Here is a 22,277-nt window from a genome sequence, read left to right as displayed (position 1 = left end):
GGCTGTTCACGCGCGGTCGAGGAACTCCCTGACGTCACCCGCGAACTCCTCGTGATGCTGGAAGAGGAAGCCGTGTGCCGCGTCCGGGTAGATCTTGATCTCCGCGTCGGGGATGAGCCCGGCGAGCAGGTGGGAGTAGCGGGGCAGGATCATCGGGTCGCTGTCGCCGCCCGCGACGAACACGGGTGCCTGGATCGCGGTCACCCGCTCCAGGAGCCCGACGTTGGGGATGCCCCAGGCGGTGACCGCGTCGTACTGCGCCTGGCGCGTCTGCCACGTGGTGGGTGCGTCGAACTCGGCCCGGGTGAACATGCGTTGCATGGCCTTCTCGCCGGTGGAGCGGCTCGCGGTCGAGCGGGTGTAGAAGACGTCGAGCACGAGTGACGGGATGACCTCCGGCTCGCCCACCGAGTCGATGACCCACTTCGCCCACCCGTGCATGCCGGGCGCGCCCTGGGGTGCTCCCGAGGCGAGCACGAGACGGCGTACCAGGGAGGGCCGGATCAGTGCGATCTCCTGGGCGACGAAGGAGCCGAGGGAGAAGCCGAGAATGTCGGCCCGCGCCAGGTCCAGGGCATCGAGAAAGGCGATGGCGTCCAGCGCCATCTGCCCGACGGTGCTGGGTGTGGTGCCGCTGGAGCCGCCGACGCCGGTGTTGTCGAAGGCGATGACGCGCCGGCCCTGGGCCAGGGCGGGATCCCAGTAGTCGAGGTTGCCCCGGAAGGGCATGAGCAGCACCAGCGGCACCGCGCCCTCGCTGCCGTCGCCGATCACTCGGTACGCGTACTCGATGCCGTTGCCGGCGGACACGGTCTTGAGGGGCACCTGTGCGTAGCTCTCTGCCATCGGACTCTCCCTTCAGCTCGGCCCTCACAGGAGCCGCGGTGGATGCTCCGGCGCACAGAAACCGCTGGTCGGCCACTGGGCGCCATCGATGTTCGACGACCGATGTATAACGATCGCTTTACTTCGATGACGCTGAAGTTACTCCCTCCCCCGACGGATGTAAAGCGGTCGCTATACTTGCCGGCATGGAGACTGAGACAACGACCGCTGGGGCCGCCCGCGGCGGCGGACGCGGCGCGCGGGAACGCATCCTGAAGGCTGCGGGAGAGCTCTTCTACGCACGCGGTATCCACGCCACCGGCGTGGCGGCGCTCATCGAGGCCGCGCACGTCTCGCCGCGGACCTTCTATGTGCACTTCCCGACCAAGAACGCGCTGGTGGAGGAGTATCTGCGCCGATTCGAAGGGGAGACGCCACTCGTCGCCGAAACGGAGCTGGAGCGCACCGATCTGACGCCCGTTCAGCGACTCCTGGCGATCTTCGCCCCGATCGACGGGGGCCCGGCGGCAGTCATCCGCGGCTGTCCGTTCCACAACGCCGTCGTCGACAGCGCCGGGGAACTGCCCGAGATCGCCCACCTCGCACAGCGGCACAAGCGCGCCTTCCGCGACCGCCTCGTGGCCACCGCCGCAGAGGCCGGAGCACCCGACCCGGAGGCCCTGGGCAGGCAACTGGCCGTGCTCTACGAGGGCGCCAACGCGCTCGCGGCCTCCTGCGACAACGCGGAAGCCTTCACGGACGCCCAACGGGCCGCCCAGACCCTGCTTGACCTGGCCTTGACCACCACAGCCCCAGGGTGAGACTTCTGGTATCCACGACCCTGCGTGCGGGGCGATATTCGCGCACACCAAGCAGCGCCCGTCGACCAGTTGTTCCCCGCGGGCGCACTCGGCGCCCTGCCTGGGACGGCTGCAGTCCAGTGGCAGCCGGGACGCAAGCGAGGGACGTCGTTGCCCGTCACCCGTGACGCCGGACGCGGGAACCGCTGCGGCTCCCCCGTCCACGCGGCCGCCCGAACCACCTCCCCCTCAGTCCCGGTTGACGGGGAGTGTCCAGGCGTTTTCCTGGATCTGCTTGATGAGGTCTTCGGTGGCGGGCGGCCACACGTTGCGGTATTTGCCGTCGGTGGCGCCGATGACCTCGACCATCTTGTCGATCATGTCCTGGGGGTCGTGCTGGTCTTTCAGGATCTCGGCGAAGTTGGCGCGGATATCGGCTTCGCGAGTGAAATGGACGGCGTCGTCGTGCCAGCGGTAAGTGGTGTCGGCAATGCGGTCGTTGAAGCCGGTGTCGTAGGCACCGGGGTTGATGGTCTGGACCGTGATGCCGGTGGGCGCGAGTTCGGCGCGCAGGCTGATGGCGATGGCCTCCAGGGCGTGCTTGCTGGCGCAGTAGGGGCCCAGGCCGTAGGCGCTGAGGAAGCCGCCCATGGAACTGACGATGACGATGCGGCCCGCGGTGCCGGTGTCGACGAACTTCCGGACGGCCCCCTGGATGAGGTTCAGGTTGCCGAAGACATTGGTCTCGAAGGTGCGGCGTACCAGGTCGACGGGGATTTCGGCCATCGGCCCGCACTCGCCGATGCCGGCGTTGTTGACGAGGGTGTCGAAGTCCCAGGTGGTGGCCGCGGCGATGTCGGCGTCGTCGAGGACGTCGAGTTTGTCGACGGTGACGCGGTCCTGGAGGCCGAGCGTTTCGACATGCCGGCGCAGTTCGGTGACCTGGGACCAGAGCTCGGTGGTGGCGATGACCTGGTGGCCGGCCTGGGCCAGGCCGATGGCGGTGCCGCGGCCGAGACCTGTGCCGGTGCCAGTGATGAGGATCTTCTTCATGGCGGACCTCCGTGAGGGCGATCGGCTGGGGAGAGGGAAGGGCGGATTCCAAGGTCACCCGACGGCGGCCGCGCCCGCGCGGGCGACCTCGCCGTCCTGGGCGGGCAGGCCTCCCGAGACGCCGATCGCGCCGATGAGGGTTCCGGTCTCGTCGTGCAGAGGGATACCGCCGGCGTAGGGGATGAGGCCACCGTTGGTGTACTCGGTGGCGGGCGCGGGGCCGCCGGGCTTGCAGTACTCCCAGAGGTTTTCGCTGGGCGCGTTGAACAGGATCGAGGTCTTGGCCTTGGTGAGGGCGATATCGATCGAGCCGAGGATGGCGCCGTCCATGCGGGCGAAGGCGAGGAGGTGGCCGCCGCCGTCCACGACGGCGATGTTCATCGGGACGCCGAGGCCGTCCGCGTGGGCGCGGGATTGTTCGATGAAGGTCTGGGCGTCGTTGAGGGAGAGGGGCATCAGAGTCCTTCCGGGGCGTGCCGGCGGCGGTGCCGTCCGTGGGGGGCTTGGGTGGCGGGGCTCAGCCGATCACGGCGGCCGCGTGACGCTCCATCACATGAACAGGTGAAGTCCCCCGCTACCGCGTCTTCTTCGTCGTGCTACCGGCGGCAGACGGTCACAGTGCCCGGCCGCAGCCGCTACGAGACGCCGTTACTCCGGACGCACCGGGGCAGCGAGCAGCTGGTCCAGCCCGGGGAACGGATTGTCCGGCCGGTGCTTGCGGTACACGGTGTCGACGAACGACACCGGCGCCCATTTCGACGGCTTCTCGTCGATCTGATGGACCACCTGCGCATGGATGTTGTTCCGCAGGTCCAAATACGGAAACGCCTCGTGCGCGGCGTCCAGTACCGCCCGGTCCACCTCCTCGATACCGAACGCAAACATGTCGGCGCCGATACCGAAATGCGCGAGAGCACCGAGCACATGCTTGTGGGGCGCGATCCCCGCCGAGGTGTGCAGCGCCACCGCATCCCAGATCTGGTCGGCGGCGACATCGGACAGCCCGTGCTCCCGGGCGAAGCGAGCGGCCCGGAACGCACCGTCCACCTCGAACCGGTTCGGGCCCTGCCCCTCGTCGGTCAGACCGATGTCGTGCAGCACCGTGGCGAGGAAGAGTGTCTCGTCGTCGTAGTCCTCCCCGGCGACGAGGTTCCTGGCGGTGGCGATGCTGCGAGCGTAGAAGTAGCTGCGGACACTGTGGTTGAGCAGCCAGTCCGGGGAGTGCTCGGCGGTCAAGGCGACAGCGGCCTCCGTTGCCGCAGTACGCGGCCACCCTCCGATCTCCTCCGGCAGATTCTCGAGCACGCTCACTTGGCCTCGGCCGCCAGAGCCAGGTGCTCGGCGATGACCGTCTCGGCCGGCCGCAGCTCGCCCACGAGGTTGGTCTGCTCGAAGTAGTCGTACCAGCCGGAGCTCTCGACACCGGCCAGGAACACATCGGCCACCTCCCTCGAAGGGGCCTGCCAGACCGCGAACCACTCATAGGACGAGGGCTGCGCGGCCGGTTCCAGCCTGCCCCAGCCGAGCGTCACGAATCCGATGTCCGCGAGCTGCTTCATGGCTTCCTGAATCCCTGTGAACAGGTCGTTCAGCGCCTTCTCGCCGGCGGCGAAGAACGCGGGCTTGGGTGTCCACGTCTCGACGACTACGTACATATTGCGCATCTCCTCAACTCATCGCGATCAGCTCGGTGCGACCAGCCTAGGAAGACCGAGGCCACCGTACGATGGCCAGATGGACAGTAATCCCAAAGATCCGGCCAAGGTCGCCGTGGTGGTGCAGCCGGGCTACGTCCTGTTGGACGTAGCCGTTCCCCAGCAGGTGTTCGGCCGCCAGCCGGACTGGGTGACCGCCTGCTGGCCCGGCGGCGCCCCGTATGAGCTGACCTTGGTGAGTGCGGTTCCCGCGGAAAACCCGCTGGTGCCCCGCGAGGTCGAGCCGCTCGACCGGCTGGACACGGCGGACACCGTGATCGTCGCCGGGGTACAGGATCCCACCGGGTCTCCGGACGCCGAGCTGGTCCAAGGGCTGCGTGACGCGTACGACCGGGGCAGCCGGATGGTGTCGATCTGCACGGGCGCCTTCGCTCTGGCGGCGGCCGGGATCCTGGACGGCCGCAGCGCCACCACCCACTGGCGCTGGGCCGGCCTGCTGCGAGAGCGCCATCCGTCCGTCACGGTCCGCGAAGCGGAGCTCTACGTCGAGGACAGCGGCGTCTTCACCTCCGCGGGTGTCCTCGCCGGAACCGACCTGTGCCTGCATCTCCTGCGGCTCGACCATGGTCAAGCCGCCGCGAACAGGATGGCCCGCTTCCTGGTCAGCCCGCCCCACCGCGAAGGAGGACAGGCCCAGTTCATCGAGCACATCCCGCCCGTCGGCGATTCCGAGATCACCGACGTGATCACCTGGATCCTGGAACACCTCGACGAACCGCTCACCCTGGAGTCGGTCAGCCGGCACAGCCACATGAGCACACGAACCCTGCGCCGCAGATTCCGGGCCGTGACCGGAACCAGCGTCATGAACTGGGTGGCCACGCGACGCGTAGCCCGCGCGCGCGAACTCCTCGAGACCACTCGACTCGGCATCGACGACATCGCCCACCGATGCGGTTTCGGCTCCGCGGAGTCATTGCGCATCCACTTCACCGCGATGACCAGGACCAGCCCGTCGGGCTATCGCCGCACCTTCGCTTCCTGATGCTGTTGTCACGCGGTCGCAGCCGCGGGGGCGCCACTTCCTAGCGCCCTCTGTCACGTTTCAGGGCTGGCTGGACGTTGACGCGCCGACGGGCGGGGCGAGTTCGACCTGGAGGTGCTTCTTTCCCTCCGGCGGGCTTGCGGTCGTAGAACTTCCGCGAACTCGGGTCGCAGCGGGCGCCGACCAGCGCGGACGTGCAGAAGACGCGCTGCGGCCATCGGTGGTGGACCAGCGTCCGGTGTGGGTCGCCGCCGACCTTGCCCGGACTGCCGCACAGGGCCGAGGTGCACGATCATGCCCGTTCGACCCGTACGACCCGTACGGGCCACGAGCCTTCTCGACGCCCCACCGTGAGGCGATCTTCCTGCCCTGGACACTGCCGAGGCGGACGCGCCTGGGTCGCCGGACTTCGTGACCGCGCAGTCCTCCGGCCTTCGCCGTCAAGCGGCCTGGTGCCGGAAGGTGCGGCGATAGGCCGTGGGGGTATTGCCGACGGTGTCACGGAAGCGGGCGCGCATGTTGGCGCCGCTGCCGAGTCCGCACCGGACGGCGATCTGCTCCACCTGGAGGTCGGTGGCCTCCAGGAGTTCTCGCGCGCGGTTGATGCGGGCGGTCAGGAGCCATTGGTGGGGGCTGACGCCGGTTTCCTGGCGCCACAGGCGGGTCAGGGTGCGTGGGGAGACGCCGGCATGGTCGGCGAGGTGGGGGATGGTGAGGTCTTCTTCGAGGCGGAGCAGGGCCCATGCACGGGTGTCGGCGAGCGTGGTGGCCTGGGGGGTGGGGAGGGTCCTGTTGATGTATTGGGCCTGCCCGCCGTCGCGGTGCGGGGCGGCGACGATGTCCCTGGCGATGTCGTTCGCGACGGCTGCGCCGAGGTCTTTGCGGACCAGGTGCAGACACAGGTCGATGCCGGCTGTGAAGCCGGCGGAGGTCAGGATGGTGTCGTTGTCGATGTAGAGGACGTTGCGGTCGACGCGCAGCCGGGGGTAGAGCTCTTCGAGGTCATCCGCCTTGGCCCAGTGGGTGGTGACGGTGCGGCCGTCGAGCAGTCCGGCCGAGGCGACGGCGAAGGCGCCGGTGCAGATGGAAGCGATACGGATCCCGGCGCGGCCTGCGAGCTTGAGAGCGGCCCTCACCCGTGGGCGCGGAGGGCGCCGGAAGTCCTCGAAGCCCGGGACGATGATCGTGTCCGCTTCGGCGAGCGCCTCCAGACCCGCGGTCAGCCCGAGGGTGAACCCGGCGCTCGTGGTCACGGTCTCCTCGGTGTCGCCGCACACGGTGAGCTCGTAGGGAGTGGTCGGACGGGCGTTGAAGATCTGCGTGGGGATCCCCAGATCCATGGGCAGCACGCCGTCGACCGCCAGGACCATCACCCGATGCTTGTTCATGGCCGCAATATTACGTCCGACACAAACGTCGCCGGGAGAGCCAGGGAACTCCTATGTCCTGCACCAGAGCTCTCCCCGGGACAAAATACCTGATCAATCCCCTGATCGTGTGGCCGGAACGCAAGGGAACACCGACGCCGCCGTGGCCCAAAAAATACGCATGATGGCAGATGAGCCGTGGCCTGGACGGGAGATTGCGGAGCAGGATCGAGGAGCGAGCGCGGGGCAGCCGACTCCACACACCGGTGGAGTGGTCCGAGGGCCCCGGCCGTGGACGAGGAGCCGGCAATGACTGTGCAGCATGTGGTGGGCCGCTTCTTCGACGTGCAGGGCGGCCAGGTGTACGCCCACGTCCGCGAGGGTGACGGCCCGGCGCTGATCTTCCTGCACTACTGGGGAGGCTCCCGGCGCACCTGGATCCCGGTGCTGCAGCGTCTGGATCCCGGGCAGGGCTTCGTGGCCTACGACCAGCGTGGGTGGGGAGACTCCACGAGCGTGCCGGGACCTTATGACCTGGAGCAGCTCGTCGACGACGCGCAGCGGGTCATCGACACGCTCGGATACTCCCGCTATGTGCTGGTCGGGCATTCCATGGGCGGCAAGGTGGCTCAGATGCTGGCCGCACGCAAGCCCGCCGGACTGAGGGGAGTCGTCCTCGTGGCGCCCGCGCCGCCCGCGCCGATCGGGGTGACCGGGCAGATGCAGGAGACGCTTTCCCACGCCTACGACAGCGAGGAGACGGTTCTTCGGAGCATCGACCCTATGCTGACCCGCGGCGGGCTGACTCCCGAGCTGCGCCGGCAGGTGGTCGAGGACAGTCTGCGCGGTGGCGACGAGGCGCGTCTCGAGTGGCCGCGCCAGGGCCTGGTCCAGGACGTATCGGCCGGCCTCTCGGCCATCGAGGTGCCGGTGCTGGTTCTCGCGGGCAGCCACGACAAGGTCGACCCGCCGAGCGTGCTCGCCGACCACCTGCTGCCGCTGATCCCGACCGCCACGCTGACCGTCCTGAAGGACACCGGCCACCTCTCGCCCCTTGAGGTGCCCGACCAGGTGGCCGCGCACATCGACGCGTTCGTCGACCAGCTGTAAACCCTCACAGCGCTCCAACCGCACGGCACCGGTCTGGCGATCGGCTGTCACTCCATGTGCCGTACAGCCGCACCCCATACCCGGCACGCGTGAGCGTGCCGTCCGGCCACCGTGCCGATCCGCCCCGGACCGGGGCCCAAATGAAGGAGACACATCATGACCACCGACACGCACCTGTCCGTCTTCGCGCAACTCGGCCTCCCCGACACGAGCCTCGCCCGGGACGCATTCGCCTATGCGGCACAGACCACGCCTGCCTACATTCACGATCACTGCCTCCGCAGCTACGTCTTCGCCCGCGCCCATGCCCAGAACCAGGGTCTGCGCGCCGGTACCGACTACGACGACGAGCTGCTGTTCGTCGCTTGCGTCCTGCACGACCTGGGACTGAGCGAGGAGGGCAGCAACGGCGACCAGCGTTTCGAAGTCGAAGGCGCCGACATCGCAGCGGCATTCCTCCGCGAGCTCGGTGTCGAGGAGGGGCGTATCGCCGTCGTCTGGGACGCCATCGCCCTGCACACTTCGGACGGCATCGCCTCGCGGAAGGGCACGGAGGTGGCGCTGGCCCAGGCGGGTATCGGCACCGACATCCTCGGAGTCCGGCGCGAGAGCCTTCCGGCCGGCCTCGCCGACGAGGTGCACGCCCTGCTGCCGCGTCGGGACCTGGCCCACGGGTTCAGCGACCTCATCATCACCCAGGGCGTGGCCAAGCCCCAGAAGGCGTCCCCGACGACCTTCATCGGAGACCTGGTGCGTCGCCACCTGCCCTACGGCGCCTATCCCACCTGGTACGACCTGATCGACGCGGCCGGTTGGGGCGACAAGCCGGTCGGCGTCACCGCCCGGCGCCGTGCCGAGACGCCGCAGCAGGTGGGGACCATGTACATGGAGTACCTGGAGGCCGGTGACGTCGAGGGCCTGGTGTCGCTCTACGAGCCGAACGCCCACTTCGTCCCCACTCCCGGAACCCACCTGGTGGGCACGGAAGCCATCCGCACGGCCATGCAGCAGATGGTGGACAGCGGTGCCCATCTCAAGCTCGAACTGCGCGCGATCCGCGAGGTCGACGACGTCGCCCTGGTGTCGAACATCGCCACCCTCACCGGGGTCGGACCGGAGCCGGTGGTTTCCACCACTACCGAAATCCTCCGACGCCAGCCGGGCGGCGGCTGGGTTCACGTCGTGGACGATCCGTTCTTCAGCTGATCGCGTCGGGCGGCCTGGGCACGGGAGCACTCTGACGCACAAAAGCCGTCCTGGTGGCATGGGGAGGCCACCGGGACGGCTCCGCTCAGCTGAGGGCCTCAAGGGTTCTACAGCTTCACGGACTTGGGCATGTTCAAGGACGCCATGGACTCTGTCAGGCGACGGAACATTCTTCGCGCACCGACGAGCTACGCGCGGCGCTCCAGCCGAATCACTTCTGCCTGGTGATCGGGGTCTGCGACGCTCTGTACGAGAGCGTTGATGGCCTTCTGGAGGTGCACCACGCTCTCGCGTACGTCGTCATCGAGGACTGCGGCCAAGTGGTCGGATCGATTGTGGGGATGTCTCAGTCCCAAGGTGTCTCAGGCGGCGCAGCTCCCATAGACGAGTCGTGGCAGGCGTCGCGGCCGCGTACCGCAGCGGCTGCTCAGAGGTGGCCGTCCAGGAATTTCCGTACCTCGGCCATGGTCGCGGGCCCCGTGCCGTGCGCCACCGCTTCTCCCTCCTTCAGCAGGACGTAGGACGGGGCTCCGGTGATCCCGTATCGCTCGGTCGCGGCCGGACAGCGCGTGATGTCGGCACGTACGGCCGTCAGGCGGCCCGTGTAGTCGTCCGCGATGCCACCCACGACGAGGTCCATCACCCGGCAGGGCTCGATCGCCTTGGTCCATGCCCCGGTGAAGTACGCGAGGACCGGAACTCCGCTCATCCCGAGGATGAAATTGAACTCCGCGTCCTCACGAGGTCGGTGAACCCGGTTCGTCATGGAAGCTCCTGACCTCACGTTCCGTCATTCCATCCCCATCATCCCTCGCGCGGTGTGCCAGGCCGGCCCGGTCGGTCGTCCGGCTGACCTGTCGGAAGGGAGGCACGGGGCCGTCGCGGAACCACGATAGTCCGGCCCAGATCACCGACCAGATGCTCGATGAGCACGTCAGCCAGCGCGCCGGTGCGGATCGTCCATCGGATCCAGTCGAGCCGTGTCCGCCACCGCGCTTCTCAGAGACAGCGCCCCCGACGGGCTTCTCGAGGCCTTGTCCAGTCTTCGTATCACCCCCCGGGGTCTCAGCTGGCTGATACCGCTCTCCCCCGGGCCGTATCAGCCGACTGATGGCACCGAGAGCGAGGCACGATCCCTGGACCGCCGCTCGCGGACGCGGTCGTGGACGGTCGAAGTACGGCGTCAGCTGACCCCAAGCCCGACCGCCAGCGTCAGTTCAAGGACCCGCTGTGGCGATGCGAGATCCGGAAACAGCTCCCGCAGCTGCGACATCCGGTAGCGGACCGTCTGGGGATGGACGAACAACGCCGCCGCCACCTCCTCCCGCCTGCCCTGGTGCAGCAGCCACTCCCGCAACGTCTCCTCCAGCCGCCGTGCGGTCGCGACAGGCAAGGCCCGCAACGGTGCGAGGGCTCGGGCCCGCAGGTCTGCGAACGCGTCCACGTCGGCGCTCAGCACCAGCTCGGGCAGGTGGTCCTCGGTGTCGCGGATGTCGGAGGAGAGGGAGCGCGCACGAACGGCTCGTGCGTACGAGGCGGACGCACGAGTCCATGGCCGGGGCGGGCCGGCCACGGCGGTGCGGTCGGTCAGCTGCCGCAGGAGATGTGATCGGTCGGCATCGGGGACGAGCAGCACACCGGTGGAATCCGGCAGATCGTCGAGGACGAGGGTGCTCGGGTCGAGCGCGCGGTAGGCGGGCCGGGCCTGGGCGGCGGGCAGCAGGACCGCGGTCAGTGAAACCGGAGGCTGCCACCCGGCCCGCTGAGCAGAGGCCAGCAGCACGTCCGGGCTCGCGCCGGCGAGGAGGTCGCGGGCCAGGTGTTCCAGGTGGCGCTCGTGGGCCCTGCCCCGGGCGGCCAGTTCGTCGGCATGGCCTGCGGCGCTCGCGGCGGAGAGCTCGTCGATGTAGGCGAAGGTCAGCTCGGCGAACTTGGCGACCTCGGCGGCGGGCAGACCCGCGGGTACGGCACCCGCTGCCAGGCATCGCCAGGCCACGCGGGCGCCTACACGGTAGGCACTGAGCAGGGCGTCCATCGAACGGCCGTCGCGCACCTCGCCGCGGCCCAGCTCGTAGGCCGCGTCACCGGCGTCGCCGCCCGTGGCGTTCCCGCTCGCAAGGTCCAGATAGTGCCCCAGGGCGGTGCGGACGGCTCGGCGGATGGTGGCGCCCATGCGGCCCGAGAGGGCATTGGCGTAGGGAGGGACCTCGTCGATGATCGCCTCGACGACCTCGTCGGCGGTGCCCTTCAGCGCGGCCCGAAGTGCGGTGACCGTCGTCTCATCCAGGGCTAGCTCGCTGGCCCTCCGGATTGCATGGCTCATGCTTTGTTCCCTGCGAACAATTCAGCCGACCAGATTTACGTCCTGCGGTCAGGACTTTACCCCGTGCGGCGCAGCAAGCTGAAGTCATGACGAGTACAGCCCTCCGCAGCAGGGCGAGGAAACTGCTGGAGATGGTCACGACGCCGCTACTGCCGTCGGACTACCTCGACCTGGTCAGCCCGCTGCGTGCGGGCGCCGACCTGCGTGGGCGCATCGAGGCCGTGCACCCCGAGACGGGTGACGCCGCGACCATTGTGATCAGGCCGGGACGGGGCTGGCGCGGCCACACAGCCGGTCAGTACGTGCGGATCGGGGTCGACGTCGACGGGGTGCGCCTGTGGCGTGCCTACTCCATCACCTCGCCGACAAACCGCCAGGACGGCCGCGTCACGATCACCGTGAAGGCGATCACGGACGGCAAGGTCAGCAACCACCTGGTCCGCAGGGCGAAACCGGGCACACTGATCCAGCTCGACCAGCCGACCGGTGACTTCGTGCTCCCCCAGGCCAAACCCGCCAAGGTGCTCTACCTGACGGCCGGCAGCGGCATCACTCCCGTGATGGGCATGCTGCGCGACAGCGAGTTCGACGACGTCGTCATGGTCCACTGCGCGCCACAGCCGCAGGACGTGATCTTCCGCAGCGAACTGCACGACCTGGTCGCGGACAAGAAGCTGCGGCTCACCGAGGTGCACACCGACACGGACGGCAAGCTCGACATCGCCCGTCTCGACGAACTCGTGCCCGACTGGGCCGAGCGCGAGACCTGGGCCTGCGGGCCCGCGGGCCTGCTCGACGCCGCCGAAGAGCACTGGACCGAGCACGGCGTACAGGAGCGCCTGCACACCGAACGCTTCCGCCCCACCGTCGTCGTCACCGGCGACGGTGGCGAGGTCACGTTCAGCGCCACCGGCAAGAGCGTCGCCGCGGACGGCGCCACGCCGTTGCTGGACATCGGCGAGGAGGCCGGCGTGCTCATGCCCTCCGGGTGCCGCATGGGTATCTGCTTCGGCTGCGTCACGCCGCTCAAGGCGGGCGCCGTCCGCGACCTGCGCACCGGCGAGATCACCGAGGCCGAGCCGGGCGTCCTCATCCAGACCTGCGTGTCCGCCGCGGCGGGCCCCTGCGACATCGAACGGTAGGAGCACCTTGACCGCCATCGACCCCACCGCCCACCTGACCGCGGAGCAGATCGAGGAGCTCGGCCGCGAGCTGGACGCGATCCGCGACGAGGTGATCGCCGACCGCGGAGAGAAAGACGCCGCCTACATCCGCAAGGTCATCTCGGCGCAGCGCAAGCTCGAACTGGTCAGCCGGGGCGTACTGCTGTTCTCGATCTTCCCGCCCGCGTGGCTGATCGGCACCGCCGGTCTGTCCGTGGCGAAGATCATGGACAACATGGAGATCGGCCACAACATCCTGCACGGCCAGTGGGACTGGATGCGGGACCCGAAGATCCACTCCACCACGTGGGAGTGGGATCACGTCTCGCCGGCCGATCAGTGGAAGCACTCGCACAACGAGCTGCACCACACGTACACCAACGTGATCGGCAAGGACAACGACCTCGGCTACGGCATCATGCGCGTCGACGAGGACCAGAGGTGGCACCCGTTCCACCTCGGCCAGCCGCTGTGGAACTTCCTCAACGCCTGTTTCTTCGAGTACGGCATCGCGGCGTACGACCTGGAGCTCGGCAAGAACCTGCAGAAGCGCCGCCGCAAGAACCCGGAGTTCCGCGCGCGGGCCAGGGCCGTGGGCCGCAAGATCCGCAAGCAGGTCCTCAAGGACTACGTGATCCACCCGCTGCTGTCGGGCCCGTCGTTCCTCCCCACACTCGCAGCCACGTTCACCGCGAACCTGGTCCGCAACGTCTGGACCCACTCGGTGATCATGTGCGGGCACTTCCCCGAGGGCGTGCAGGTCTTCGAACGCCGCTCCATCAAGGGCGAGACCCGCGGCCAGTGGTACCTGCGCCAGATGATGGGCTCGGCGAACATCAGCGGCAGCAAGGCCATGCACTTCATGACCGGCAACCTCTCCCACCAGATCGAACACCACCTGTTCCCGGACCTGCCGAGCAACCGGTACGCCGAGGTAGCGGTGAAGGTGCGCGCACTCTTCGAAAAGTACGAGCTGGAGTACGTCACCGGGCCACTGCCCAAGCAGGTGCTCTCCGCATGGCACAAGGTCTTCCGACTCTCACTGCCGAACAAGAAGCCCAATGTCAAAACGCCGGAGCGCGAGAAGGAGCTCGTAGCGGCCTGAATCCCGGCTGCGCTGCCTAAACGTGCGCGAGGAGCTCAGCACACAGCCCCCGGCGAGGTGCTGCAGTGCGCCGACCTGCCCTGGTCGGGCCGGCAACCGGGTACGTACGCGCACTCGGATTGCCGGCGGACGGGCTGGGTGGAAGGCGCGGCTGTGACGTGGACACTGCCGCAATCGATGCTCGCCGACCCTATGTCCGACCCTGCGCTGCTGCCGGGGTGGGCGGGTGAGCCCAAGTGGGACGGCTACGTCGTCGTTCCCGGAGATCGAATCCCGGATTCAGGCGGTTGCCGGATTCCACGGCGCTGGACGACGCTATGTGACCTGTGCGGGTGTCTCAGACCCAGGGTGTCTCAGGCGGCGCACCTCCGTAGACGAGACGCGTTCGCCGCCGATGGTTCGGGGAGCCGAAGAAGGAAGGAAGGCCGCGTGACCGTCGGCGAGATGTGCTGAGGCGGCGGATAGGATCCCGGCGAGGCCACCGACGACACGCAGTTGGCCGTCCCGGTCGCGGAGTCGCTGCGGGAGCAGGGCGGACTGGATCTGCCGGACATCTTCGCCCGCTTCCAGCGGTGGGCAGCATCAGAACCGAAGGACATCGGCCTGCAGATCGAAGACATCCTGACCAACGGCATGTCCTGGGGCCTCGCCGCCGCGATCCACTTCCAGGTCAACCAACGAGCAGCAGGAAACGGCTCCTTGATGCGGGCATCGACCTCCGCGGTCCACTTCGCAGCCATCGGCCGAGAAGTCACCATGGAAGCAGCCCGCCGCATCGCTAGGCAGGGCGGTCGGCCGCGGCCTGCGCTGCGGCCCCTCAGACGGGCATGGCGCTGCGGCTCGCCGAAGTTCAGCCGCCCTTCATGCGGCACGACGAGTTCGCCGTCGACCACCAGGGCCTCGCCCAGCTCGGTGGCCGCGGCGGCTCACTCCGCTTTCTGTCGCGGCCCGGCAGAGGCGGAGGGCCGCCCTCCGTGGGTGTACGGCCGGGTTTCGCCGTAGTGCTATCCAAAGGTGTAGCCGGTGATCTCGCCCATCCACTTGATCAGGTCGCCCGGGTCCTCGTTGGCGCCGTGGCCGCCGTCCCAGTACATCTTGAGGTTGACGTCGTCGCCGAGGTTCTGTGTCTTGAGGGCGAGGTTGGTGATCGCGGTCAGGGAGTGCGTGGTGTCGCTGGTGCCGATCCGCAGCCACCAGTGCCTGGCCCGGCGCGGGTTGCGCTCCTCCAGGTAGGTCATCGGGTTGGTCAGTTTCACCTTGTGCGGGATGTCGCGGTCGACCGTGGCGGTCTTGTCGCCGGTCGCGTAGCGGAGGCCGAAGGTGGTGAAGTGCCGGGAGACGTGGGTCTCGTCGCCGAAGTAGCCCGGCTCCGGCTGTGCCATCGCCTTGTCGTCGAAAGCGGGCACGGGACGGGACCGCGCGATGTGCGCGATGTAGCCGTCCCACGAGAAGGACGCCTTGTGGCCGGACCACTTGATGAACGGGTTGGCGGTCAGGTAGGTCGTTCGGTCGGCCTCGGAGAGGGCCCGCAGGTGGCTGGTCGCGGCCGGCTGCACGTAGTTCTCCAGCAGGTAGCGGTCGTAGTTGGCGGCCGTCACCCGGCCGAACCGGCCCACGCCACGGAGGCGGAGGGACGCCTGGTACTCCGCGAACTGCGCGGTCAGCTGCTTCGAGGCCGTCCGGTCGACCAGCTCGCCGTTCAGCTTGGCCGAGCCGTACATCCACTCGTAGGCCTTGTCGGCGTTGCCGAGGTCGATGATCGGGCAGAAGACCGCGGAGGCGAACACCGCGTCGCTCGCCTCGGCCGCGCCGATCTCCCGGAGGTAGGAGTCGAACAGCGGGCTGCCCACCGAGGCGCCCATCATCGAGGAGAAGTTGCCGCCGGCGCTGCCGCCGTTGGTGATGATCCTGCTGGGGTTGCCGGGCAGCACGCCCCTGTTCTTGTGGACGTACCGCAGTGCCGCTTTCAGATCTACGAGGGCGGCGGGAGCCTTGCCGTAGTACTTGCCGTCCTTGACGTTGTCCCGGCCGCGCGCGCCCGAGGTGACCACGACGTAGCCGGCCGCGAGGGCCAGCGCCGAGTTGTCGCCCTGGTCGCCCGCTCCGGGCGGCAGCGGGGGCCTGGTCGTGGGCGTCGCGGTCGGGGTGGCGCTGGGGTCGGCCGAGGAACTGTCGCTCGGGGACGGGCCGGCGCCGCCGGGGTTTGTGCGACCGGCGGGCGTGCCGGAGTTGAAGCCGCCGAGCGGGATGGAGAAGAAGATCGGAGCGTGGGAGGCGTCGACGGCCCGCCCGTCGATCTCGACCGGCTGCTCGACGTTGAGGCACTGGTAGGCCGGGTCCACGGGATTGGCGACGTAGACGATGTTCTCCCAGAACCGGTACGTGACGCTCTTCTTGGCACCGTCGGCCGTCGTGACGGTCTTGCTCTTCGTCGCGTAGGAGTCCTTGGGGAACGTCAGCGTGCCTACGGTCGTAGCCGCCGCGCCCTGCGTTCCGCCGTAGTACATGGCGGCGGTCGCTCCTGCCGCGGTGGCTGCCATGCCGGAAAGGAAAATTCGGCGCTTCACATCAACATCCTTCTCGGAGTGCGGGTTTGCGTGACGTCATGGACAACGGGCCAGACCGAAGGAGATGCAATGGTCTCGTCGCCTGGGGGAAGGCCATGGATTCAAACTGCCTTCTGAAAACCGGTTCCCGCGTCCCCCGAATACCGTCTCTCGCGCATACGGCGCCCGCCGTATCGTGCCCCGCGGTATACGCGGGTCGGCGTAGGGCGAAACCGTCGACCGGATCCGTCGGACACCGCGAAGGCGCAGGTGGATCCGCATGCGCGCAGAGTCGCCGCGGATGGGGTGACCGTGTCGCGGGACGGCGGTGAGGTACGACAGGTGGGGTGTCCCGGCCGGTTGTGGCGCGTACCGTGAACGGCGTCAACTGTGTGGACGCGCCCTGTCGCGAGAAAAGACCGGCCGGACTCCGGAGAGGGTGAGTGTGCTGGACGGAATCCGCGGCCGGGCGCTCGGCAATCCGGTCCTCGTGGATGGGCTGCTCGCCGTTGTCGGGGTCGCCCTCATTCTCCCGGGATTCCTTCGGGAAGGCGTCTCGGTGTGGCCCGCGATGCTGTTCTCCCTGTTTTCGGCAGCGCCACTGACGGTGCGACGGAGTATGCCGGCGGCCGCGCTCGCGGGGACGACCGTCGGCTACCTCGTCGCCCTGCTGTGGATGAGCGAGCCCGGCCCGGGAATCGTGTGCTGTCTGGTGGCCCTGTATTCCGAGGCCGTGGCGGTCCCGCGTACCCGTGCTCTGATCACCGGCGCGATCGCCGGGACCATGATCCAGCTCTTCACACTGATCGTGACAGGGGTTCACGTCTTCGCCCCGGCCAACCTCATGCTGATCGCATGGCTCGGCGCGGCCATCGCCATCGGTGACGCCACCAGGAACCGCCGCGCCTACATCCAGGCCATCAAGGACCGAGCCCTGCGCGCCGAGCGGACCCGGGAGGTGGAGGCGTCCCAGCGGGTGGCCGAGGAGCGCCTGCGGCTCGCCCGCGACCTGCACGACATCGTGGCCCACAGCATCACGGTGATCAACTTCCAGGCCGGGGCGGCCGCCCACCTGCTGCGCCGGGAGCCCGACGCAGCCGAGGCCGCCATCGAGCACGTCATCGCGGCGAGTGGCACCACGCTCGCCGAACTCGGCACCATGCTGACCGTCCTGCGCCGGCCCGACGGCGAGCCTCCCCCGACGGAGCCCATACCCACCCTCGACCGCCTCGACGATCTGCTCGACGGCTTCCGGGCCGCCGGCCTCGTGATCGACATACAGCGCGGGGGAAGGACTTTCACCCTGAGCCCGGCCGTCAGCATGGCCGGCTACCGCATCATCCAGGAGTCACTGACCAACGCGCTCAAGTACGCCACGCCCCGGTCCGCGACGATCCGTCTGTCCTTCGCCGCCCACCGGCTTCGGATCACGGTGGTCAACCCGGTGACCCGTATCGAGGACGGGCGGCGTTCCTCCTGGGGCACCGGTCGTGGCCTGCTGGGTCTGCGCGAGCGAGCCGCCTCCATCGGCGGTCGCCTCGACATCGTGGAGGGGCGCGAGGAGTTCAGCGTGGACGCGTTCCTTCCCGCGCTCCCTACGAAGCCCTGAAAGGCCGCTCCGGCCGGCGCCCCTCGCATCGGACACGACCTAGCGCCTTGCGGCCGCGGGGCGGACGAGCCCTGCCCGGTAGGCGCTCACCACGAGCTGTGCCCGGTCCCGAGCCCCGATCTTGGCCATGGCCCGGTGCACATGGGTGCGGACGGTCTGACGCGAGATGATCAGGTACTCGGCGATCGCCTGGTTGGACAGTCCCTCGGCCACCAGCGCCACGATCTCCCGCTCGCGGTCGGTGAGTTCGGCCAGTTCCCCGGAGACGGCGGCCGGCGGTCCGTCGGGCAGCGAAAGGTACCTCGTGATCAAGGTCTGGGTGGCCTTGGGCGACAGCAGGGCCTCGCCGCGCGCGGCGACCCGGATGGCCTCCGGCAGTTCCGCGGGGCGCATGCCCTTCCCCAGAAAGCCGCACGCCCCCGCCCGCAGGGCCTGCAGGACGTACTCGTCCACCTCGTAAGTGGTCAGGATCACGATGCGCACGCTGTCCAGGTCCGGATCCGCGGTGATCGCCCGCGTGGCCGCCAGACCGTCCAGCTCCGGCATACGGATGTCCATCAGCACGATGTCCGGTGTGGTGCGACGGACGACTTCGATGGCCTCGTGGCCGGTCTCAGCCTCGCCCACCACCTCCAGGTCGTCGGCCGAGTCGATCAGAATGCGGAATCCACCCCGCAGCAGAGCTTGATCGTCGGCGATGACCACCCGGATCGAGGCGTCCTTCATGCCGTCACCCTACGGCAAAACGGAGAGTTCGTCTCCGGGTACGGTGACGGAGATCGCCGCCGCCCTGTCACGTTCTCCGTGAAGCCCGGGGCCGGGACGGTGACAGCGACGGCGACGGCGACGGCGACGGCGACGGCGATCCAGAGGACCGTCGGCCGGGGGCTCAGCCGGTCGGATGCCCGCCGGTCGCGGACGCGGTCACGAAGCCGACTCGGTCGACGCAGCCGATGACGTGGATGGAGCCGATGACGTGGACGTGTCGTCCGTCCGCCCGGCTCGCTTCGCCGTCTGGATCTGCTCGTAGACGTGCGTGCGCAGTTCGGTGAAGCGAGGGGCGACCCGCGTGTGCAGTTGATCCCGTTCGTCGGGCAGGTCGATGTGGAGCTCGTCCTGCACGACGGTCGGCGAGGCGGAGAGGACGATGACCCGCTCGCCGAGGTAGACCGCCTCGTCGATGTCGTGGGTGACGAAGAGGATGGTGATCCCGCGCTCGTGCCACAGGACCCGTACCAGGTCCTCCAGGTCGGCGCGGGTCTGCGCGTCGACCGCCGCGAACGGCTCGTCCATCAGGAGGACTTGGGGCTCGTAGGCCAGCGCGCGGGCGATCGCCACGCGCTGCTGCATCCCCCCGGACAACTGCCAGGGATAGGCGTCGGCGGCGTCCTGGAGTCCCACCGACCGCAGTGCGTCGGTGACCAGCTCTCGGCGTTTCGCCTTCGGTATGCCCTTCTCCTTCAGGGGGAGTTCGACGTTGCCGGCGACCTTCATCCAGGGGAAGAGGCTGCGCCCGTACTCCTGGAAGACGATCGCCATTCCGGGCGGCGGGCCGGTCACCGGTACGCCGTCGAGGAGCACCTGGCCCGAGGTCGGGCTGAGCAGGCCGCCCATGCACTTCAGCAGGGTCGTCTTGCCGCAGCCCGACGGTCCCACCAGACAGACCAGTTCACCGGCCTTCACCGTGAAGGTGAGGTCGCGGACCGCCTCCACCTGTCGGCCGGAGCCTTGGTAGGTCTTCCGGAGGCCACATACGTCGAGCATCGTTCGCCCTTTCAGAATGTTCACTCACGACCGCCGGGTGGACGCGCGCAGGCCGTGGTACCAGCCGAGCACCCGGCGCTCGGCGAAGGAGAAGGCAACGGAGAGGAGGAATCCGAGCAGGCTGAGGAGCAGGATTCCGGTCCACATGTCGGGAATGGCGAAACTGCGCTGGAACTGAACCACGGTGAAGCCGATGCCGTTGTTCGCCGCGAACATCTCGCTGATGACCATGAGGATGATGCCGATCGAGAGGGCCTGGCGCAGACCGGCGACGATCTGCGGACTCGCCGAGGGCAGCACCAAGTTGCGCATCCGCCCGACACCGCGGATGTGATACGAACGCGCCGTCTCCAGCATCACCGAGTCGACCGCGCGCACGCCCTCCACCGTGTTCAGCAGGATCGGCCAGACACAGCCGCTCGCGATCACCACGATCTTCATCGTGTCGCCGATGCCCGCGAACAGCATGATCACCGGCACCAGCACCGGGGGCGGCACCGCCCGCAGAAACTCCAGTACGGGCTCGCAGAAGGCGCGCACCCCGCGGTGGGAACCGATGACGGTGCCCAGGCCGATACCCACGACGCCCGCGAGCGTGTAGCCGCCGGCCAGGCGCAGCACACTGGGCAGCAGGTCCGCGCGCAGGCGTTCGCCGGTCCACACCGAGGGGAAGGTGTCAAGGATCGTGCGCAGCGGCGGCCAGAACGGGTCGGTGCTCCCGTCCGACGCGGCCCACCACAGTCCCAGCAGCACCGCGGGCAGGCCTACCGCGAACAGCACCTGCCGTGTCAGCGCCCTCACAGTACGGTCTCCCCGCGTACGGACTGGTGCCATGCCAGCGCCCGCCGCTCCACCGCCCTGGCCCCCAGGTTGATCAGGAGCCCCAGGACTCCGGTCACCGTGACCAGCGCGTACATGTCGGGTACGGCCTGCGACGCCTGGGCGACCGCGATCAGCGAGCCGAGTCCCGGTGCGCCGATAACCAGTTCGGCCGTGATGGCGAGCACCAGGGCCACCGCCGCCGCGAGCCGGATCCCGGTCATGACGTACGGCAGAGCGGTCGGCCACATCACATGCCGGATGCGTGCCCAGGTCCCGAGCCCGTACGACCGAGCCGTCTCGTCGGCGACGGGGTCCACGTCCTGGACGCCGTACAGCACCTGGACGAGCACCTGCCAGAACGACGCGTAGACCACCAGCAGAAGCACCGAGCGCAGTTCGGTGCCGTACAGCAGTACGGCCAGCGGGATCAGTGCCACGGACGGGATGGGACGCAGGAACTCGATCGTCGACGCCGTCACTTGGCGCAGAAACGGGACCACGGTGATGAGCAGGCCGCAGAGGACGGCCGCACCCGACGCGATCCCCAGGCCGATGATCCAGCCGGTCAGCGTGTCCCCGAGTGCCGACCAGAAGGCGGCGTCACCGAGTTCCTCGCGCAGCGCGCCGGCGATCCTGCTCGGGGGCGGGAAGTAGTCGGCGTCGACCAGGCCGAGCCGCGGCACAGCCTCGCCGAGGGCGAGGAAGGTCGCGAGCCCTGCCGCTCCGAGTGCGATGTTCGGAATCCTCACGGCAGCAGCTCGTCCAGGTCCGGGGCGGTCTTGAACAGGCCGTCCTGCTCGCCGAGTTTCGCCAGCGTCTCCACCGAGGACCGGCTGATGTCCGCCGGCCACTTCGGCAGCGTCACCTTCGACAGGACGGAGGCCGGTATCTCCGTGTACGTGGCGACGATGTCGCGGACCTCGTTCGGGTGGCTGTTCGCGTAGGTCAGCGCCTCCGCGGTGGCCTGCTGGAACTTGTTCACCACTTCGGGGTTCTTCGTCGCGTACGACTGCGAGGTGAAGTACATGGCGACGGTGAGATCCTTGGCCACGTCCACGTAGGGTGACGCGATCTCCACGCCTCCCTGGTTCAGGATGGTGGTCAGCGCGGGCTCGACCGCCGTCGCGGCGTCCACCTGGCCCTTCTCCAGAGCGGCGGGCATCTGGTCGAAGGCCAGCTCCACGAACTTCACCTTCGACGGGTCTCCCCCGGCCTTGCGCACGGACTCGCGGACCGACGTGTCGAGGATGTTCTTCAGCGTGTTGACGGCGACCGTCTTGCCCTCCAGGTCCTTCGCGGACTTGAGAGAGCTGCCCTTCTTGACGACGATCGCGCCGTAGTCGTCGCCGTCCACACCGGTGGTCGCCGCACCGTTGGAGACCGCCTTCACCTGTATGCCGTTGCTCTGCGCGACCATCAGCGACGTCGTATTGCTGAAACCGAACTGGAACTGGCCGCTGACCACACCCGGCACAATGGCCGAGCCGCCCTGCGCCGTGGTCATCGAGACATCGAGACCGTATTTCTTGTAGATCCCCTGCTTCTGGCCGAGATAGATGGGGGCCACGTCGACGATCGGAATGACCCCGACCTTGACCTTGGTGGTACCGCCGCTTTCCGACGCGGAGTCGCCGGAATTCCCGGACGATCCACAGGCGGTGGCCACAAGCAGAAGTGAGGCGGCGGCGATGCCGGCGAATAGGCGTTGCATGGTCTGTCCTCCCGCGGACCGCACCGAAATGTTCCGGCCGGTTCGCGCGCGATGGGATGTGGCAGGGCGAAAGACGAAGGTTCATGAAATGGCGTCGAGTCCGACGTGCCAAAGGTGTCGTCCGCGGCCCACCCGCACATCCCCCGGGCACCGTCACTGGGTCGTACGGCAGC

At 68.5% G+C, this 22,277-nt stretch carries 22 protein-coding genes and 1 pseudogene; 8 read left to right on the top strand and 15 right to left on the bottom strand.

Annotation, left to right across the window (positions count from 1 at the left end; all coding sequences use genetic code 11):
* Positions 1-6 precede the first annotated feature (6 nt).
* The gene (locus ACFWXQ_RS23885; RefSeq protein WP_383947673.1) at positions 7-846 is read right to left on the bottom strand and encodes an alpha/beta fold hydrolase; all 840 of its coding nucleotides are present in this window, start codon (positions 844-846) and stop codon (positions 7-9) included.
* A 185-nt stretch (positions 847-1,031) separates the two neighbouring features.
* Between ACFWXQ_RS23885 and ACFWXQ_RS23880 the strand changes: the two genes are divergently transcribed.
* Positions 1,032-1,646 carry a TetR/AcrR family transcriptional regulator gene (locus tag ACFWXQ_RS23880; protein WP_383947671.1) on the top strand — a complete coding sequence of 205 codons (615 nt, stop codon included), beginning with the start codon at positions 1,032-1,034 and terminating at the stop codon, positions 1,644-1,646.
* Positions 1,647-1,874: 228 nt separating this feature from the next.
* On the opposite strand, the gene ACFWXQ_RS23875 is transcribed toward ACFWXQ_RS23880, so the two are convergent.
* The 4 genes from ACFWXQ_RS23875 to ACFWXQ_RS23860 all read right to left on the bottom strand — a co-directional run bounded on the left by ACFWXQ_RS23875 (position 1,875) and on the right by ACFWXQ_RS23860 (position 4,333).
* Entirely contained in the window at positions 1,875-2,678 is an 804-nt protein-coding gene (locus tag ACFWXQ_RS23875) for an SDR family oxidoreductase (protein WP_383947669.1), read from the bottom strand.
* A gap of 54 nt (positions 2,679-2,732) precedes the next feature.
* Complete coding sequence (locus ACFWXQ_RS23870) at positions 2,733-3,134, bottom strand: heme-binding protein (RefSeq protein WP_383947666.1); 402 nt, start codon at positions 3,132-3,134, stop codon at positions 2,733-2,735.
* Between the two features lie 192 nt (positions 3,135-3,326).
* The gene (locus ACFWXQ_RS23865) at positions 3,327-3,914 is read right to left on the bottom strand and encodes an HD domain-containing protein (RefSeq protein ID WP_383947663.1); all 588 of its coding nucleotides are present in this window, start codon (positions 3,912-3,914) and stop codon (positions 3,327-3,329) included.
* Positions 3,915-3,985: 71 nt separating this feature from the next.
* Complete coding sequence (locus ACFWXQ_RS23860; protein WP_383947660.1) at positions 3,986-4,333, bottom strand: DUF6616 family protein; 348 nt, start codon at positions 4,331-4,333, stop codon at positions 3,986-3,988.
* 79 nt (positions 4,334-4,412) lie between these two features.
* On the opposite strand from ACFWXQ_RS23860, the gene ACFWXQ_RS23855 reads away from it, so the two are divergent.
* Complete coding sequence (locus ACFWXQ_RS23855) at positions 4,413-5,378, top strand: GlxA family transcriptional regulator (protein WP_384084422.1); 966 nt, start codon at positions 4,413-4,415, stop codon at positions 5,376-5,378.
* A gap of 440 nt (positions 5,379-5,818) precedes the next feature.
* Here the strand turns inward: ACFWXQ_RS23855 and ACFWXQ_RS23850 are convergent, their stop codons facing one another.
* Positions 5,819-6,766 (bottom strand): GlxA family transcriptional regulator, encoded by a 948-nt coding sequence (locus tag ACFWXQ_RS23850; RefSeq protein WP_383947651.1) that lies wholly within the window; start codon positions 6,764-6,766, stop codon positions 5,819-5,821.
* A 288-nt stretch (positions 6,767-7,054) separates the two neighbouring features.
* On the opposite strand from ACFWXQ_RS23850, the gene ACFWXQ_RS23845 reads away from it, so the two are divergent.
* Positions 7,055-7,855 carry an alpha/beta fold hydrolase gene (locus ACFWXQ_RS23845; protein ID WP_383947649.1) on the top strand — a complete coding sequence of 267 codons (801 nt, stop codon included), beginning with the start codon at positions 7,055-7,057 and terminating at the stop codon, positions 7,853-7,855.
* Between the two features lie 156 nt (positions 7,856-8,011).
* The gene (locus ACFWXQ_RS23840) at positions 8,012-9,061 is read left to right on the top strand and encodes a nuclear transport factor 2 family protein (RefSeq protein ID WP_383947647.1); all 1,050 of its coding nucleotides are present in this window, start codon (positions 8,012-8,014) and stop codon (positions 9,059-9,061) included.
* A gap of 188 nt (positions 9,062-9,249) precedes the next feature.
* Here ACFWXQ_RS23840 and ACFWXQ_RS23835 read toward each other — a convergent pair whose 3' ends face one another.
* From ACFWXQ_RS23835 to ACFWXQ_RS23825, 3 genes are all read right to left on the bottom strand, one after another.
* A complete protein-coding gene (locus ACFWXQ_RS23835) occupies positions 9,250-9,381 on the bottom strand; it encodes a hypothetical protein (protein WP_383947644.1) in 132 nt (43 codons plus the stop codon).
* Between the two features lie 107 nt (positions 9,382-9,488).
* On the bottom strand, positions 9,489-9,827 hold the full coding sequence (locus tag ACFWXQ_RS23830; RefSeq protein WP_383947641.1) for a thioredoxin family protein: 339 nt from the start codon (positions 9,825-9,827) through the stop codon (positions 9,489-9,491).
* A gap of 417 nt (positions 9,828-10,244) precedes the next feature.
* Positions 10,245-11,384 (bottom strand): PucR family transcriptional regulator, encoded by a 1,140-nt coding sequence (locus ACFWXQ_RS23825; protein WP_383947638.1) that lies wholly within the window; start codon positions 11,382-11,384, stop codon positions 10,245-10,247.
* An 86-nt stretch (positions 11,385-11,470) separates the two neighbouring features.
* Between ACFWXQ_RS23825 and ACFWXQ_RS23820 the strand changes: the two genes are divergently transcribed.
* The 3 genes and pseudogenes from ACFWXQ_RS23820 to ACFWXQ_RS23810 all read left to right on the top strand — a co-directional run.
* Positions 11,471-12,526: a ferredoxin reductase gene (locus ACFWXQ_RS23820; protein ID WP_384084424.1), complete on the top strand. Its 1,056-nt coding sequence runs from the start codon at positions 11,471-11,473 to the stop codon at positions 12,524-12,526.
* A 7-nt stretch (positions 12,527-12,533) separates the two neighbouring features.
* The gene (locus ACFWXQ_RS23815; protein WP_383942966.1) at positions 12,534-13,652 is read left to right on the top strand and encodes a fatty acid desaturase family protein; all 1,119 of its coding nucleotides are present in this window, start codon (positions 12,534-12,536) and stop codon (positions 13,650-13,652) included.
* 465 nt (positions 13,653-14,117) lie between these two features.
* Positions 14,118-14,432: pseudogene (locus tag ACFWXQ_RS23810) on the top strand (ADP-ribosylglycohydrolase family protein); the annotation flags it as partial.
* 224 nt (positions 14,433-14,656) lie between these two features.
* Here the strand turns inward: ACFWXQ_RS23810 and ACFWXQ_RS23805 are convergent.
* Complete coding sequence (locus tag ACFWXQ_RS23805; protein WP_383942963.1) at positions 14,657-16,192, bottom strand: subtype B tannase; 1,536 nt, start codon at positions 16,190-16,192, stop codon at positions 14,657-14,659.
* A 445-nt stretch (positions 16,193-16,637) separates the two neighbouring features.
* Between ACFWXQ_RS23805 and ACFWXQ_RS23800 the strand changes: the two genes are divergently transcribed.
* Complete coding sequence (locus tag ACFWXQ_RS23800) at positions 16,638-17,807, top strand: sensor histidine kinase (RefSeq protein ID WP_383942959.1); 1,170 nt, start codon at positions 16,638-16,640, stop codon at positions 17,805-17,807.
* A gap of 39 nt (positions 17,808-17,846) precedes the next feature.
* On the opposite strand, the gene ACFWXQ_RS23795 is transcribed toward ACFWXQ_RS23800, so the two are convergent.
* The 5 genes from ACFWXQ_RS23795 to ACFWXQ_RS23775 form a co-directional block, all read right to left on the bottom strand.
* Positions 17,847-18,533 carry a response regulator gene (locus tag ACFWXQ_RS23795; RefSeq protein ID WP_383942956.1) on the bottom strand — a complete coding sequence of 229 codons (687 nt, stop codon included), beginning with the start codon at positions 18,531-18,533 and terminating at the stop codon, positions 17,847-17,849.
* Positions 18,534-18,731: 198 nt separating this feature from the next.
* Positions 18,732-19,571 carry an ABC transporter ATP-binding protein gene (locus tag ACFWXQ_RS23790; RefSeq protein WP_383942953.1) on the bottom strand — a complete coding sequence of 280 codons (840 nt, stop codon included), beginning with the start codon at positions 19,569-19,571 and terminating at the stop codon, positions 18,732-18,734.
* 24 nt (positions 19,572-19,595) lie between these two features.
* Positions 19,596-20,405: an ABC transporter permease gene (locus tag ACFWXQ_RS23785; RefSeq protein WP_383942951.1), complete on the bottom strand. Its 810-nt coding sequence runs from the start codon at positions 20,403-20,405 to the stop codon at positions 19,596-19,598.
* Positions 20,369-21,142: an ABC transporter permease gene (locus ACFWXQ_RS23780; RefSeq protein ID WP_383942948.1), complete on the bottom strand. Its 774-nt coding sequence runs from the start codon at positions 21,140-21,142 to the stop codon at positions 20,369-20,371. The genes ACFWXQ_RS23785 and ACFWXQ_RS23780 overlap by 37 nt, the downstream gene beginning before the upstream one ends.
* Positions 21,139-22,104 carry an ABC transporter substrate-binding protein gene (locus ACFWXQ_RS23775; protein WP_383942946.1) on the bottom strand — a complete coding sequence of 322 codons (966 nt, stop codon included), beginning with the start codon at positions 22,102-22,104 and terminating at the stop codon, positions 21,139-21,141. The genes ACFWXQ_RS23780 and ACFWXQ_RS23775 overlap by 4 nt, the downstream gene beginning before the upstream one ends.
* Positions 22,105-22,277 lie beyond the last annotated feature (173 nt).

Origin of the sequence: Streptomyces sp. NPDC058697 (genome assembly GCF_042715345.1) — a bacterium.
GTDB lineage: Bacteria > Actinomycetota > Actinomycetes > Streptomycetales > Streptomycetaceae > Streptomyces > Streptomyces liliifuscus.
The sequence above is the reverse complement of the archived record's forward strand: the minus strand, read 5'-3'. Positions and strand labels throughout refer to the sequence as shown.